Source organism: Allostreptomyces psammosilenae (assembly GCF_013407765.1).
Classification (GTDB): Bacteria; Actinomycetota; Actinomycetes; order Streptomycetales; family Streptomycetaceae; genus Allostreptomyces; species Allostreptomyces psammosilenae.
On record NZ_JACBZD010000001.1, the window covers coordinates 380,021 to 395,000 of the forward strand.

At 73.7% G+C, this 14,980-nt stretch carries 11 protein-coding genes (1 of these 11 only partly in view); 8 read left to right on the forward strand and 3 right to left on the reverse strand.

The annotated features are described in order from the left end of the window. The first annotated feature begins 134 nt into the window (after nucleotides 1–134). From FHU37_RS01460 to FHU37_RS01485, 6 genes are all read left to right on the forward strand, one after another. Nucleotides 135–2,351: an outer membrane protein assembly factor BamB family protein gene (locus FHU37_RS01460; RefSeq protein ID WP_179812407.1), complete on the forward strand. Its 2,217-nt coding sequence runs from the start codon at nucleotides 135–137 to the stop codon at nucleotides 2,349–2,351. Nucleotides 2,352–2,636: 285 nt separating this feature from the next. Next, complete coding sequence (locus FHU37_RS01465; RefSeq protein ID WP_179812408.1) at nucleotides 2,637–5,033, forward strand: MMPL family transporter; 2,397 nt, start codon at nucleotides 2,637–2,639, stop codon at nucleotides 5,031–5,033. Then, a complete protein-coding gene (locus tag FHU37_RS01470; RefSeq protein WP_179812409.1) occupies nucleotides 5,020–6,183 on the forward strand; it encodes an alpha/beta hydrolase in 1,164 nt (387 codons plus the stop codon). The genes FHU37_RS01465 and FHU37_RS01470 overlap by 14 nt, the downstream gene beginning before the upstream one ends. A gap of 108 nt (nucleotides 6,184–6,291) precedes the next feature. Beyond that, complete coding sequence (locus FHU37_RS01475) at nucleotides 6,292–7,434, forward strand: alpha/beta hydrolase (protein ID WP_179812410.1); 1,143 nt, start codon at nucleotides 6,292–6,294, stop codon at nucleotides 7,432–7,434. 20 nt (nucleotides 7,435–7,454) lie between these two features. Then, nucleotides 7,455–9,731 (forward strand): MMPL family transporter, encoded by a 2,277-nt coding sequence (locus FHU37_RS01480; protein WP_179812411.1) that lies wholly within the window; start codon nucleotides 7,455–7,457, stop codon nucleotides 9,729–9,731. Nucleotides 9,732–9,872: 141 nt separating this feature from the next. Then, the gene (locus tag FHU37_RS01485; RefSeq protein WP_179812412.1) at nucleotides 9,873–10,811 is read left to right on the forward strand and encodes an oxidoreductase; all 939 of its coding nucleotides are present in this window, start codon (nucleotides 9,873–9,875) and stop codon (nucleotides 10,809–10,811) included. Between the two features lie 140 nt (nucleotides 10,812–10,951). Here FHU37_RS01485 and FHU37_RS01490 read toward each other — a convergent pair whose 3' ends face one another. The 3 genes from FHU37_RS01490 to FHU37_RS01500 all read right to left on the reverse strand — a co-directional run bounded on the left by FHU37_RS01490 (nucleotide 10,952) and on the right by FHU37_RS01500 (nucleotide 13,144). Further along, the gene (locus FHU37_RS01490) at nucleotides 10,952–11,452 is read right to left on the reverse strand and encodes an HNH endonuclease (RefSeq protein WP_179812413.1); all 501 of its coding nucleotides are present in this window, start codon (nucleotides 11,450–11,452) and stop codon (nucleotides 10,952–10,954) included. Nucleotides 11,453–11,688: 236 nt separating this feature from the next. Beyond that, nucleotides 11,689–12,216, reverse strand: a complete 528-nt coding sequence (locus FHU37_RS01495; RefSeq protein ID WP_179812414.1) for a YbhB/YbcL family Raf kinase inhibitor-like protein — start codon at nucleotides 12,214–12,216, stop codon at nucleotides 11,689–11,691. 142 nt (nucleotides 12,217–12,358) lie between these two features. After that, complete coding sequence (locus FHU37_RS01500; protein ID WP_179812415.1) at nucleotides 12,359–13,144, reverse strand: sporulation protein; 786 nt, start codon at nucleotides 13,142–13,144, stop codon at nucleotides 12,359–12,361. Between the two features lie 331 nt (nucleotides 13,145–13,475). On the opposite strand from FHU37_RS01500, the gene FHU37_RS01505 reads away from it, so the two are divergent. Together FHU37_RS01505 and tyrS are read left to right on the forward strand one after the other, a co-directional pair. Next, nucleotides 13,476–14,216: a DNA-3-methyladenine glycosylase gene (locus tag FHU37_RS01505; protein ID WP_179812416.1), complete on the forward strand. Its 741-nt coding sequence runs from the start codon at nucleotides 13,476–13,478 to the stop codon at nucleotides 14,214–14,216. Between the two features lie 112 nt (nucleotides 14,217–14,328). Further along, nucleotides 14,329–14,980, forward strand: the 5' portion of a protein-coding gene (gene tyrS, locus FHU37_RS01510) for a tyrosine--tRNA ligase (RefSeq protein WP_179812417.1). The gene runs 644 nt beyond the window's last position; 652 of the gene's 1,296 nt are visible here — the first part of the coding sequence; its start codon is at nucleotides 14,329–14,331; its stop codon lies beyond the right edge, outside the window.

Consider the following 14,980-nt stretch of genomic DNA (forward strand, 5'->3'; position numbering starts at 1 on the left):
CGGCGGGCACGGTCCGGCCGGGCGGGACAGGAGGTGATACCCACTCGGGCCGCCCCCGTCACCCGAATGGCCGACACCTTTCCGTTACGATCCCAGGCACGCAGCGCCGACACGATCGGGGACGGTACCTCCGCATGCCCAACGACTCCGCAGGGTACGACGGCCGCCAGGGCCACGGCGGCCACGACGGCACCAGTCCGTACCCTCCCTTCCCTCCGCACCCCGGTGAGGAGGCGGGGCAGGACCAGACCGCCTGGCAGCAGCGGGTGGACAGCGACGCCCCGTGGTCCACCGGCGGCTACGGCGCGGAGCGGCAGCCCGGGTACGACCCGCTGACCGGCCCGATGCCGGGCGGGCCGCCGCCCGGCGACGGGCTGCCCGGGAGCGGCGAGGCGGGGAGCTGGGCCGCGGACCACCGGGACTACCCGGATCCGCTGCACCAGCCGCCCACCGCGCCGTACCCGCCGGCCGGCTACGACTCCCCGGGGGCGGACGGGCCGGCCGGCTACGGCACCGGCGGCTACCCCGGCGGCGACCCGGTGGACGGGCGCTACGCCCCCGGCGCGGTGGGCTACGCCGACCCCGAGCGCCCCTACCAGGAGCACGACCCGGCGTACGGCCCGGAGTACGGCTCGGGCGGCGCCTTCGCGGACGCGGACGGCTACCCGGCCGGCGCCGGCTACCGTCCGTACGGGGAGACCGACGACTACCCGGCCCCCGCGGGCTACGCCGGCGCGGACGACTACGACCGTCCGGACGGCTACGACGGTCCGGACGACCACGACGGTCCGGACGGCTACGACGGGCCGGCGGGGTACGGGGAGTACGGCGCGGCCCAGGGCTATCCGCCGCCGTTCCCGGGCGCGGACGGCTCCGCGGCGGCCGGGCACCTCGCCGACGACGACGCGACCCGCACCGACCTGCCGCCGCTGTCCGACCCGTCCGGCGGGCCCGGCGCGGCCGGTTCCTTCCCCGCCGACGGCGCCCGTCCCGGCGAGGGCGAGCGCGGGGCCTCCCGGGCGGCCGGTTCCCGCGGCGGCGACGCGGGGCGGGCCCCGAGGCGTTCCGGCCGCCGCCTGCCGCTTCCGCTGATCGCCGGGGCGGTCGCGCTGGTGGTGCTGGTCGCCCTGGGCCTGTGGGTCTGGCGGCCGGGAGGCGGGGGCGAGGAGGGCGGCGGGGAGCAGGCCGGCACCGGTTCGCCGGCCTGGCAGCAGGCGTGGGCGACCGAGCCGCCGGCCGGCGACTCCGCGGCCGGCGGCGACCTGCTGGCCGCCTGGACCACCGGCGAGCTGCTGGTCCGGGTCGACGGCAGCGGCGCCCGCGGCTACCGGCTGGACAGCGGTGAGCTCGCCTGGAGCGCCGAGCCCCCGGCGGAGGACCTCGTCCCCTGCGCGGCCGCCGCCACCCCGGCCGGCGAGGGCGTCGGAGCCGTCCTGTACGGGAAGGCCGGCGAGGACCGGTGCAGCCGGCTGGTCGGCCTGAACCTCGCCGACGGCACGGCGGCCTGGAACCACGAGCTGGACGGCGAGGGGGAGGCGGACGCGCCGCTGCGGGTCACCGCCAACGACAGCCTGGTCGTCGCCCTCACCCCGGCCGGCATGGCCGGGTACCGGCCGGCCGACGGCGAGCGCGCCTGGGCGGCCGAGGCCGGCGACAACTGCGGCTTCTCCGCCCCGACGGCCGGTGCGACCGCGATCATCGCCCAGCGCACCTGCTACACCCCGGACCGCGAGGAGGGGCTGCGGGCGGTGAACGCCGAGAACGGCGAGACGGTGTGGACCCGGGAGCTGGCGGCCACCACGCTGCGGGTGGACGTGCTCTCGGTCGATCCGGTGGTGGTGCGCCCGGTGGACAGCGCCGCGGAGGGCAACGGCACGATCCTGACCCTCGACGGCGAGGGCCAGACCACCGCCGAGCTGGCCGTGGACCAGGACTTCGGCGAGCTGCGGGTGAACGACGGCCTGTCGGCCCCGGTGCCCAGCGTGGTCGCCGGCGGCGGCACCATCGTCACCACCACGCTCTCCTCCAGCACCGGCGCCGCCGAGCTGGTCGCCGTGGACGCGGCCAGCGGCCAGGTGCTGTGGCACCGGGCGGCGCCGGAGGGCCGCCGGCTGACCGTGGTGGCGGTGCGCGAGGACTCCGTGCTGGCGGTCGCGGACGCCACCGCGGGCGAGCCGGCCGAGGTGATCGGCTACGCGCTGACCGACGGCCAGGCCGACAGCGTGGCGCTGCTGCCGCAGGACGCCCCGTCGGTGAGCGCGGGGCGCGCCCTCGCCGTGGGCGAGGGGCTGGCGCTGCTGCCCCGCGACGCGGCCGCCCGCGGCGTGGACGCCGCGGTCTACGGAGGCTAGCGGCCGGACGACCACCATCCCGCCCGCCGGCGGAAGCTGGCGGAGCGCCGGGTTCCGGGCCCGGTCCTGACCCCTCGTCGGGTCGGGGCCGGGCCTTCGTCTATTCTGTCCCGTCTGGCAGACCATGGGACGCCCACAGGGAATGCATCCCAGATGATATAAAGGCCATATCGTTCTGCATGCCTATGGTGTGCGGGCGTGTGTCGGCGGCGGATCCGCCGCCGAGACGGCCCATGCCGCCGTGCCCGGACGTCCCGTTTGCGGGTCACGTGAAAGGTGTTTTCGTTGACGAACGCGCTGGCCCGGTTGTCCACGCGCCGACCACGGGCGCTGCTCCTTGTGGCCTTGATATTTGTCATCATCGCGGCCGTGCTCGGCGGCGGGGTGACCGACCGCCTCCGTGCCGGACAGGGCACCGAGGACCCCAACTCGGAGTCCGCCCACGCGGCCGAGTTGCTGGACGAGTACTTCCCGAACGCTCGTCCCAACTTCGTCCTGATGGTCTCCAGCGACCGCGACGTCGATGACCGCGCCATCGCCCAGCAGGGCGTGCAGCTCGCCGAGCGCCTCGCCTACGAGGAGTCGGTCAGCGGCGTCACCTCCTACTGGCACACCGGCGCCGACAGCCTGAAGTCGCCCGACGGCCGCTACGCGCTGATCGTCGCCCACCTGACGGGCAACGAGGCCGAGGCCGGCGAGGCCCAGCGGCGGCTGGCCCCCGACTACCAGGGCCGGCAGGGCGACCTGGAGGTCCAGATCGGCGGTGTCACCGCGATCCTCTCCGAGGTCGAGGACACCATCGAGGAGGACCTCATCCGCTCGGAGGTCATCGCCCTCCCGCTGACCCTGCTGATCCTGGTGCTGGTCTTCCGCGGCGTGATCGCGGCCCTGCTGCCGCTCGCCGTCGGCATCATCGCCATCATCGGCACCAACGCGGCGCTGTGGGCGATCGCCGGAGTCACCGACGTCTCGGTCTTCGCGCAGAACCTCACCACCGCGCTCGGGCTCGGCCTGGCCATCGACTACGCGCTGCTGATGGTCCGGCGCTTCCGCGACGAGCTGGAACTCGGCGCCGACCCGCGCACCGCCGTCACCACCATGCTGAACACCGCCGGCCGGACGGTGTTCTTCTCCGCCCTGACGGTCTCCGTCGCGCTCGCCGCGATGCTGCTGTTCCCGCTGTACTTCCTGCGCTCCTTCGCCTACGCCGGCGTCAGCGTCGTGCTGCTGGCGGCCGCCGCCGCGCTGCTGGTGCTCCCGGCGCTGCTGGTCGTCCTCGGAAAGCGGGTCAACTCCCTCGACCTCAGCCGGCTGCTGACCCGCCGCCGTGCCAAGGCCGCCGGCGGGACGGCCAAGCCCTCCGGCTTCGTCCGGCTGACCAGCACCGTGATGCGGCGCGCCCCGATCTTCGCGGTGGGCTCGGTCGCCCTGCTCGTCCTGCTCGGCCTGCCCTTCCTGCGCGTGGAGTTCGGCATGGCCGACGACCGCCAGCTCCCGGCCGAGGCCGAGCCGCGGGTCGTGCAGCAGATCATCCGCGACAACTTCGACAGCAGCGCCACCGGCGTCATCGACGTCCTGGCCCGCGGCGTGGACACCGCCGAGGAGCGCGAGGACCTCGTCGAGTTCGCCACCGCGGTCTCCGCCCTGGAGGGCGTGCAGGAGGTGCAGAGCCCCGTCGGCACCTTCGCCGAGGGCCGGCAGTCCGAGCCGCGCACCCCGGTGGACGCCGCCCGCGAGACCGACGGCCTCAGCTACCTCCAGGTGCACCCCGAGGACGGCATCGAGGACATCTCCCCGGAGAGCCAGGACCTCGTCCGCGCCATCCGCGACGTGGACACCCCGCTCGACACCATGGTCGCCGGCCAGGCCGCCGCCCTGGTGGACAGCCAGCAGGCGATCGGCAGCCGGCTCGGCTGGGCGCTGGGCGCCATCGTGCTGACCACCCTGGTGCTGGTCTTCCTGCTCACCGGCAGCGTGCTGGTGCCCATCCAGGCCGTCGTGCTCAACGCGCTCAGCCTCACCGCGATGTTCGGCGCCGTGGTCTGGATCTTCCAGGACGGCAACCTCGCCGGCCTGATCGGCTTCACCCCGTCCGGGTTCATCGACACCTCGCTGCCGGTGCTGATGTTCTGCATGGCGTTCGGCCTGTCCATGGACTACGGCGTCTTCCTGCTGTCGCGGATGAAGGAGGAGTACGACCGCACCGGCGACAACCGCACCGCGGTCTCCGTCGGCCTCCAGCGCACCGCCGGCATCATCACCGCCGCCGCGATCATCCTGGCCGTGGTGCTGTTCGCCATCGGCTTCTCCCGCATCACCAACACGATGATGCTCGGCTGGGGCGTCGCCCTCGCCGTCCTGGTGGACGCCACCGTGGTGCGCACCCTGCTGGTGCCCGCCGTCATGCGGATGACCGGCCGCGCCACCTGGTGGGCCCCGGCGCCGCTGCGCCGCCTGCACGACCGCTTCGGCCTGCGCGAGTCGGCCGAACCGGTGCCGCACGAGCGGGCCTCCACCACCCCCTCGTACGAGTACGCCGGCCGCGGCGGCCACCCGGCGGACCCGGCGCCCGGGGCCGAGGCGCCCGCCGCCGAGGCGGTCACCGTCCCCGCCGGCGCGGAGGACTCCACCACCACCAACGAGATCGCAACCAAGAAGCGGGTTCCCCATGAAGCGCAGTAGGTGGGCTCTCGTCATCCTGATCGCCGCCGCCCTGATCGCGGTGCCGGGACGCCAGGACGCCGGCCTGTTCCAGGGCGACGCCACCGGCGAGGCCGACGCCCTGGCCGAGACCGCCGCGCAGTCCCTCCCCTCCACGGAGGAACTGCCCGCGGTCACCACGGAGCGGCTCCGGCAGGCGGACATCGCCGACATCCCGATCACCTTCGAGGTGCGCAACACCAACACCTCCGAGGCGGCGTGCAACACCGACGGCCAGACCTACCGGGTGCGCGGCCACCTCACCGGGCCCGCGACCGCCCTGGAGAACACCGGCCAGGCGGTGACGCTCTACCAGCACGGCCTGTCCACCGGCGAGTGGTACTGGCGCATGGACGTCCCCGGCTACCACTTCACCGAGGAGATGGCCAAGCGCGGCCACGTCTCGGTGACCATCGACCGCCTGGGCTACGACTCCAGCGACACCCCCGACGGCCTGCTGTCCTGCCTCGGCGGGCAGGCCGACATCACCCACCAGATCGTCCAGGCGCTCCGCTCCGGCGACTACACCGCCGAGGGCGGCGAGCAGGTCCCCTCGTTCGACCGGGTCGTGCTGGCCGGCCACCACAACGGCGCCCAGATCGCCCAGATCGAGGCCTACTCCTACGGCGACGTGGACGGCCTGGTGATCATGAACTGGGCCGACCAGGGCGTCACCGACGAGGCCAGCGCCCGCTTCTTCAGCGCGCTGTCCGCCTGCATGCAGGGTGGTTCCCCGGCGGAGGCGGCCGACGATCCGGACGGCTACGGCTACTTCGACATCGGCGAGCGCCAGTTCCTCCAGGAGAACTTCGCCGACACCGAGCAGGTGGTGCTCGACCTCGCCGTCCCGCTGCAGAACCGCCACCCCTGCGGCGACATGGCCTCCCAGCTGGAGACCAGCACCGTGGACCTGCGGCACCTCGACGAGATCGACGTGCCGGTGCTCTTCGCCTACGGCGACGCGGACCAGAACGTGCAGGAGGGCCCCTCGCACCGCGCCCTGTTCACCGGCACCGACGACACCGAACTGATCAGCCTCGCGGGCGCCGGCCACTACTCGGCCCTCTCCCGTGAGCCGGACCGCCTGCACGACGCGCTGGCGTCGTGGCTGGACCGCCACCAACTCGGCTGACCGGCCACCACTCCACCGCTTCCCACCGACGGCGGCCCCACCCCCCATGAGGCCCACCCCCCGGGCCTCGCGGGGCCGCCGCCGGCACACAGAGAGGAACCACCCCCCATGTTCGGCAAGAGAGCGGCGACGGTGGTGACGGGCGTCCTCGCGCTGGTCGGCATAGCCGTGTCCCAGGCGCCCACCGTGGCATCCGAGGACGCGCCGGCCACCGCGCCGGCCACCGCGCCCGTCGCCCAGGCGAACACCGTGGCGCAGCGCGCCGCGACGGCCGCGGACGGAGAGGTCGTCGACCTCCCGGTCTCCTTCACCGTGCGCAACGTCAACAACACGCGCAGCCAGTGCTCCGTCGACGGCGAGACGTACACCATCCGCGGCCACCTCACCGCCCCGGCCGAGGTGCTGGCGCAGCCCGACCCCGAGATCACCCTCTACGTCCACGGCACCAACACCGGTGAGTGGATCTGGCGGCTCGGCGTCGACGGCCACAACTACACCCAGGAGCTCGCCGCCCGCGGCCACGCCTCGGTGACCATCGACCGCCTGGGCTACGGCTCCAGCGACATCCCGGACGGCTTCGCCAGCTGCAGCGGCGCGCACGCCGAGCACGCCCACCAGATCGTCCAGCAGCTCCGCTCCGGCGACTACACGGTCACCGGCGGCGAGCCGACCGCCTTCTCACGCGTCTACCTCGCCGGCCACTCCAGTGGCGCGCTGGTCGCGGAGACCGTCGCGGTGTCCTACCCCGACGACGTCGACGGCATCATCCTCACCGGCTGGGCCGCCATCGGCCTCACCGGCGAGACCAACCGGCGCTTCCTCGGCGCCTACGAGCGCTGCCTGAACGGTGGCGAGCCCAAGAACGAGCCCGGCGACCCCGCCGGCTACGTGTACTTCGACGGCACCCCGGAGGACTTCCTCGCCGGTGGCCTCAGCCCCGACGCCGACCCGCGGGTGGTCGAGGCCATCGAGCCGCTGCAGCCGCGCAACCCCTGCGGCGTCATGGTGTCCGAGCCCATGGGCATCCTCCAGGACCTGGAGCTCGTCGACGACATCGAGGTCCCCGTCTACCTCGTCTTCGGCGAGAAGGACGTCCTGCGCCAGGGCGTGCAGTCCTACCCCGGCCTCTTCACCAGCAGCGGCGACGTGACCGACCTGACGGTCCCCGACGCCGGCCACTTCCTGCCCCTCGACATCAACGCCCCGATGCTGTTCGACGGCGTCGCGGGCTGGCTCGACAAGCATCGTTGACCCCTCGGAAGGCTTGAGCAGTGCCAGTGACCTCCCCCTCCGTCCACCACGGGGACCTCGTCCGTCCCTCCGCCCTGCGCCGCCTCGGCGCCTTAATCGCCCGCCGCTCCCGCACGTTCGTCTGGGTCAGCGTCGTCCTCGCGGTACTCGCCGCGGCCGTCGGCGCCGGAGCCATGGACCGACTCGTCCTGAGCCGCTTCGAGAGCCCCGGATCGGAGTCCCTCCAGACGGCCGACATCCTCGCCTCGGAGTTCGACACCGGTAAGCCGCACATCGCGGTGCTGGTGACCGCCCAACAGGGCAGAGACGTGGACGACCCGGAGGTGGCCGCCGCCGGGCAGGCCGTCGCCGAGGAACTGGCCGCCATGGAAGGTGTGGCCGAGGTCGCCTCCTACTGGGGCCGCGGCAACTCGCCCGCCCTGCGCGGTGAGGACGGCATGCAGGCCGTCATCGTCGCCCGGCTCGCCGGCGACGTGACCGAGGCCCGCACCAACCTGGCCGAGATCTCCCCGGAGATCACCCGCGAGGACGAGCTGATCTCCGTCGCGGTCGGCGGCGGCGACGAGGTGTTCCGCCAGGCGGCCGAGCAGGCGCGCGAGGACTTCCTGTTCGCGGAGCTGATCGTCACGCCGCTGGTGCTGCTCTGCCTCTTCCTGGTCTACCGGCGCTTCCGCGTCGCCGCCCTCACCCTGGGCATGGGCCTGTTCTCCGTGGTGGCCACCCTCGCCCTGCTGAGGATCGTCACCTACATCACGGACGTCTCCACCTTCGCGGCCAACCTCACCCTGGTGATGGGCCTCGGCCTCGGCGTCGACTACTGCCTGTTCATCATCAACCGGTTCCGCGAGGAGCTGGAGCGCGGGCGGAGCGTCGCCGAGTCCATCGAGGAGACCGTGGCCACCGCCGGCCGCACCGTGGCGTTCAGCGCGCTGACCGTGGCGGTGTCCCTGGTCTGCCTGATGTTCTTCCCCTTCCCGTTCCTGCGTTCCTTCGCCTACGCCGGCGTCGGCGTGGTGCTCACCTCCGTGTTCGCGGCGCTGATCATCCTGCCCGCCGCGCTGACCCGGCTCGGCCACCGCGCCGCCCGGCGCAAGCCGGCCCGCACCGGCGAGGGCAGCGGCTGGCACCGCATGGCGCTGCGGATGATGCGCCGCCCGGTGATCTACGGCGTGCCCGCCCTGGCCGTCGTCCTGGTGCTCGGCTCCCCGACCCTCGGCCTGAACTTCGGCCTGCCGGACGACCGGGTGCTGCCGCCGGAGACCTCCAGCCGCCAGGTGCAGCAGCAGATCCGCGACAACTTCGCCCAGGAGGAGATGGACGCCCTCCAGGTGGTCACCATGGGCGTGCCCGGCACCGCGGACAACACCGCCACCATCGAGGCCACCGCCACCGAGCTGTCCGCCCTGCCCGGCGTGGCCCAGGTGGACGCCCTCACCGGCAGCTACCGGGGCGGCGAGCGGATCCTGCCGGCCGTCCCGGACAGCGAGCGGTTCGCCGGCGAGAGCGACACCTGGTTCTCGGTGATCCCCACCAACGAGGCGCTCGGCGGTGACATCAACGAGTTCATGGACCAGCTCGCCGCCGTTCCGGACGCCGAGACCATCCACATCGGCGGCTACCCGGCGGAGCTCGCCGACTTCCGCGCCGCGCTGATCGAGCGGGTGCCGCTGGTCTTCGGGCTGATCCTGCTGGTCACCTTCGTCATCCTGTTCCTGATGACCGGCAGCCTGCTGCTGCCGCTGAAGGCGACCCTGCTCAACGTCACCAGCATGGCCGTGATGTTCGGCGTCCTGGTCTGGCTGTTCCAGGAGGGCAACCTCTCCGACATCATCGGGTTCACCGCGATCGGCACCCTCGAACCCACCTTCCCGATCCTGATGTTCTGCATCGCCTTCGGGTTGTCGATGGACTACGAGGTCTTCATGATGTCCCGGATCAAGGAGGAGTACGACCGCACCGGCGACAACTCCCTCGCGGTCGCCCACGGCCTGGAGCGCAGCGGCCCGCTGATCACCGCCGCCGCGGTCATCCTGGCCGCCTCGTTCGCCACCTACGCGTTCTCCGGGATCATGTACCTGCAGATGCTCGGCATCGGCATGGCCATCGTGATCCTGGTCGACGCCACGCTGATCCGCGCCGTGCTCGTCCCGGTCTTCATGCGGCTGGCCGGCAACGCCAACTGGTGGGCGCCTGGCCCGCTGCGCCGGCTGCACGAGCGCTTCGGCATCAGCGAGGAGGGTGACGCGCGGGCCGTCCCGGCCGGCACGAACAAGCCGGTCGCCGGCGCGGCCCGCTGACCGGCGGCCGACACCGGAGCCACTTGCCGCACACCGGTGTCATCGCGCATCATCCCTCTCAGATCAGCTGACACTCCGTCAAGCCTGCCGGCCGGTGGACCCGTCCACCGGCCGGCGGTGCCGTTCCCGTGAGGAGTCGCAATGCCCAGGTCCAGGTGGACCGCCCAGAACATCCCCGACCTGACCGGACGCACGGCCGTGGTGACCGGAGCCAACAGCGGCATCGGCACACCCACCGCCCGGGAACTGGCCCGGCACGGCGCCCGGGTGCTGCTCGCCTGCCGGGACCCGGAGAAGGGCAAGCGCGCGCTGGAGCGCCTGCGCGCCGAGCTCCCCGGGGCGGACCTGGAGCTGGTCCGCCTCGACCTCGCCGACCTGGCCAGCGTCCGCCAGGCCGCCGACGAGATCACCGAGATCACCGAGGGGCGCCTGCACCTGCTGGTGAACAACGCCGGGGTGATGGCGGTGCCGCTGCACCGCACCGTGGACGGCTTCGAGACGCAGTTCGGCACCAACCACCTCGGCCACTTCGCGCTCACCGGGCTGCTGATGCGCCCCCTGCTGGCGGCCGAATCGCCGCGGGTGGTCACCGTCTCCTCCATGGCGCACCGGTGGGGCCGGATCGACTTCGGCAACCTCAACGCCGAGGGCACCTACCGCAAGTGGCTGGCCTACGGCCAGTCCAAGCTCGCCAACCTGCTGTTCACCTTCGAGCTGGACAGCCGGGTCCGCCGGGCCGGCGTGGACCTCACCGCCGTCGCCGCCCACCCCGGCACCTCCGCCACCAACCTCCCGAACGTCGGGCACCAGATGGCCGGCGGCGGTTTCTTCGACGGCGCGCTCGGCCGGATCTCCTACCTGTGGGCGCAGTCCGCCGAGGCCGGCGCGCTGCCCACGCTGCGGGCGGCCACCGATCCGCAGGTCGTCGGCGGGGACTACCTCGGGCCGCTCGGCCCCATGGAGGCCCGCGGCGAGCCCGGCTGGGTCAGCACCACCACCGCCGCCCGGGACCGGGAGACCGCGCGGCGGCTGTGGGAGGTCTCCGAGAAGCTCACCGGGGTGACCTTCCCCGCCTTCTGAACCCGAGCGCCGGAGCGCCGAAACGCCGGAGCGCCGGCGCCCCGCCCCGGGGGAGGATCGACCCGGGGGAGCGGGCGCCGGCGCCCCGGCCGTGTGGGGCCACCCCGGCCACCGGTTCGGCGGCTGTCGGGTCCGCGGCTTCAGGCGGCGCTCGGCAGCCACTCCGGGTAGCCGTCCGGGTCGAAGCCCAGCGCCAGCGCCAGCGCCAGACTCGGCGACGGCTCGAACGGCTCGCGCAGCAGCCGCATGCCCGCCTCCTCCGGCGTCCGGTCCGCCTTGCGCTGGTTGTCCGTGGTGCAGGCCGCCACCGTGTTCAGCCAGGTGTCCTGCCCGCCCCGGGACCGGGGCAGCAGGTGGTCCACCGTCGTCGCCCGACGGCCGCAGTAGGCGCAGGTGTGCCGGTCGCGGGAGAGCAGCCCGGCGCGGGACCAGGCCGCCCGTTGTCGGAAAGGCACCTTGACGTACCGCCGCAGCCGGATCACCCGGGGGGTGGGGACGTCCACCCGCGAGGCGCGGAACCGCCGCCGCTCGTCGGCGTGCTCCACCACCGCCTTGTCCTGGAGCACCAGGACCACCGCGCGCTGCCGGGAAACCGTCGAGAGTGGTTGGTAAGTAGCGTTCAGGACCAGGGTTTCGCGCACGCCGTGCCCACCTCCAGGCCCGGCTCACCCGGCCGGGGCGGATCCACTGTGCCGATCTGACGACTGGTTCGACAACGGATTTCTGTCCCGGCCGACGATCGAGGAAACCCACCGCGGCCCGGCGCGGAACGGTCACCCGCGGTAGCCGCCCGGCACGCGTCAGGGGCCGCCCCACGCCGGGGCGAACCCCAGGTCGAACGGCCCCTGACGACCGCTCGCCCGCGACCGGGCGACCGTCACGCCGTGTACGTGGCGACCAGCACGGCCCGGGCGAGCGTGTGGAAGTGCAGGTTGAAGCCGACGACCGCCGGGCTGGAGTCCGCGTCCGTCCCCAGCTTCTCCACGTCCACCGCGTGCACCGCGAAGACGTAGCGGTGCGCCGGATCCCCGGGCGGCGGCGCGGCGCCGCCGAAGTCCCGGCTGCCGTAGTCGTTGCGGGCGTGCACCGCGCCGGCCGGCAGCCCCGCGAAGTCACCACCGCCCGCGCCGGTCGGCAGCTCGGTCACCGACGCGGGGATGTCGAACAGCACCCAGTGCCAGAAACCGCTGCCGGTCGGGGCGTCGGGGTCGTAGCACGTCACCACGAAGCTGCGGGTCTCCGGCGGGAAACCCGACCAGCTCAGCTGCGGGGAGGTGTTGCCCTTGGCGTACACCTGCGCGTCGCCCAGCGTCGCGCCGTCCGCGACGTCCGTGCTGGTCACGGTGAACGAGGGAACCGGCGGCAGGTAGTCGTACGGCAGCGGCGGCCTGGTGGCGTCGGACACGGGGAGTCCTCCGGTGGGGAGACGGCCGGACGGGCCGTCTCGTGGACGGTCGGTCAGCCCGCCGGGAGCGCGCTCCCGGCGCACCGGCCCAGGATAGGGCCGGCGCCCGCGGGCGGAAGGGGCGACACCCGCGCGGACGGGCCTACGCCCAGCCGCGCTTGCGGCCCACCTCGTCGAACCACTGGGTGAGGTAGTCCGCCCAGTCGGTCTGCTCGGCGGTCGCGTGGTCCACCCGGAACAGCCGGTAGGTGTCCGAACCCTCGGTGAACAGCCCGCCGCGCTTGTCCATCTCCAGCACGACCTCCAGTTCCCCCGGCCCGGCGACGAACGAGACCTCCACCTGGTTCAGCGCGCGGCGCCAGCGCTCCGGCACACCGAACTCGATCTCCTGGTAGAAGGGCAGCCGCTGCTGGGTGCCTCGGATGTGGCCGCGCTCGCAGTCCGCGGAACGGAAGCCGAACCCCAGCCGGGAGAACCCGTCCAGCACCGCCTGCTGGGACGGCAACGCGTGCACCGCCACCGGATCCACGTCCCCCGAGTCCACCGCCCGGGCGATCGCCAGGGTCGTCTTCACACCCAGCTGCATGCCGGTCAGGGTCTGCCCGAACACCGAGGTGATCGGCGTCTCCCAGGGCACCTGGAGGGAGAACGGCACCGTGTGCCGGGCACCGGCCGCGACCGTGGTCGAGCCGGCGACGACCTCGGTGTGGAACTCCACGTTCTCCCGGTACTCGCCCTCCTCGGTCTCCACCTCCACCAGGGCCTGGAGGGCCAGGCTCAGCGACTCGATCTCCTGGTCGACCGTGCCGCCCTCCAGCCGCACCTCCCCCTCCAGGACGCCCCCGGGGTAGACGTTCGGGTTGGCGAGCACCGTGTCCACCGACGCGCCGCCGGAACCCAGACTCGCCAGCAGCTTCTTGAACGGCATCCGTGTCCTCCGTATTCGTCTCCCCCTCCCGTCCTCGGGAGGGGGCCGCGGCTCCCCGGCCGGGCCCGATCGGTGAGACGGTCCTCACGCCCCCCGGGACGGCCGACCGGCCCGCGGCGAGCCTACCGGCCCCCTCCGGGCCGCCGGGGGCCCGCCGCCGCACGGCCCCGCCCCGGGCACCACGCCCGCCCGGGGAAGGCCCCGGCCGCGCGGAGGTAGCCTCGCCGGGGAGGGCGCCCACGCGCCCGGGGCGTCCCGACCACCACCCCCATCCACCTGCGGCGGGACGCGCCGCACACCCCGCACCGCCCGGACGACACCAGGAGCGCAGATGACCCACCCGCCGCGCCCGGCCGAACACCCGACCGAGGCCGTGGCCGATCCGACCGGAACCGCCCGCTCCCGGCTGGACCGCTCCTTCTTCCTCCGCGACGCCCCCGAGGTGGCGCCCGACCTGCTCGGCCGCGTCCTCGCCGTGGACACCGGCGAGGGCACCGTCGAACTCCGCCTGACCGAGGTCGAGGCCTACTTCGGCGCCAACGACCCCGGCTCGCACGCCCGCAACGGCCGCACCGCGCGCAACGCGTCGATGTTCGGCCCGCCCGGCCACCTCTACGTCTACTTCACCTACGGGATGCACTACTGCGCCAACGTGGTGTGCAGCCCGGACGGCACCGCCTCCGGGGTGCTGCTGCGCGGCGGCGAGGTCCTCACCGGCCACGAGATCGTCGCCCGGCGCCGCGCCACCGCCCGCCGTGGCGTCGAGTACGCCCGCGGCCCGGCGCGGCTGGCCTCCGCCCTCGGCCTGGACCTCACCCACGACGCGGCCGACCTGTGCGCCCCCGGGGACGACGCCCCGATGCGGATCCTGCACGGCACCCCGCCCGCCCCCGACCTGATCGGGTGCGGCCCGCGCACCGGGGTGGGCGGCGCCGGCGCCGACACGCCGTGGCGCTTCTACATCGAGGGCGATCCAACGGTCAGCCCCTACCGCGCCCACGTGCCCCGCCGCCGCGCCCGCCCCGCCGGCGACGCGCCGAACGGCCCGGCGGGCGGCGCGCGACCACGGTGACCGGCGACCACACGACGGAACCGGTTGGCACCGCCCCGAACCTTTGCGGCAAGCTGAACCCTCGCGCGAGCTCAGTCGGGGCCCGCGCGATCACGAGGAGGAACGAGACACCGTGACGGACATCGTCGAAGAGCTGCGGTGGCGCGGGCTGCTCGCCCAGACCACCGACGAGGACGCTTTGCGCAGGGCGTTCGAGAGCGGCCCCGTCACGGTCTATTGCGGCTTCGACCCGACCGCGGGCAGCCTGCACGTCGGCCACCTCACCCAGGTGCTCACCCTGCGCCGCTTCCAGCTGGCCGGCAACCGTCCGATCGCCCTGGTCGGCGGCGCCACCGGGCTCATCGGCGACCCCAAGCCGACCGGCGAGCGCCGGATGAACGAGCAGGCGATCGTGGAGAGCTGGACCGAGGCGCTGCGCCGCCAGCTCTCGGCCTTCCTGGACTTCGGCGACCCGGCCGCGGCCTCGCCGGCCCCCACCGACGGGCTGCTGGTGAACAACGCCGAGTGGACCTCCGGCCTGTCGGTCCTGGAGTTCCTGCGGGACGTCGGCAAGCACTTCAGCGTCAACCAGATGTTGGCCCGCGACACCGTGCGCTCCCGCCTGGAGGGCGGCGGGATCAGCTACACCGAGTTCAGCTACGTGCTGCTCCAGTCCATGGACTACCTGGAGCTGTACCGCCGGCACGGCTGCACCCTGCAGATCGGCGGCAGCGACCAGTGGGGCAACATCACGGCCGGACTGGACCTGATCCGCCGGATCGCCG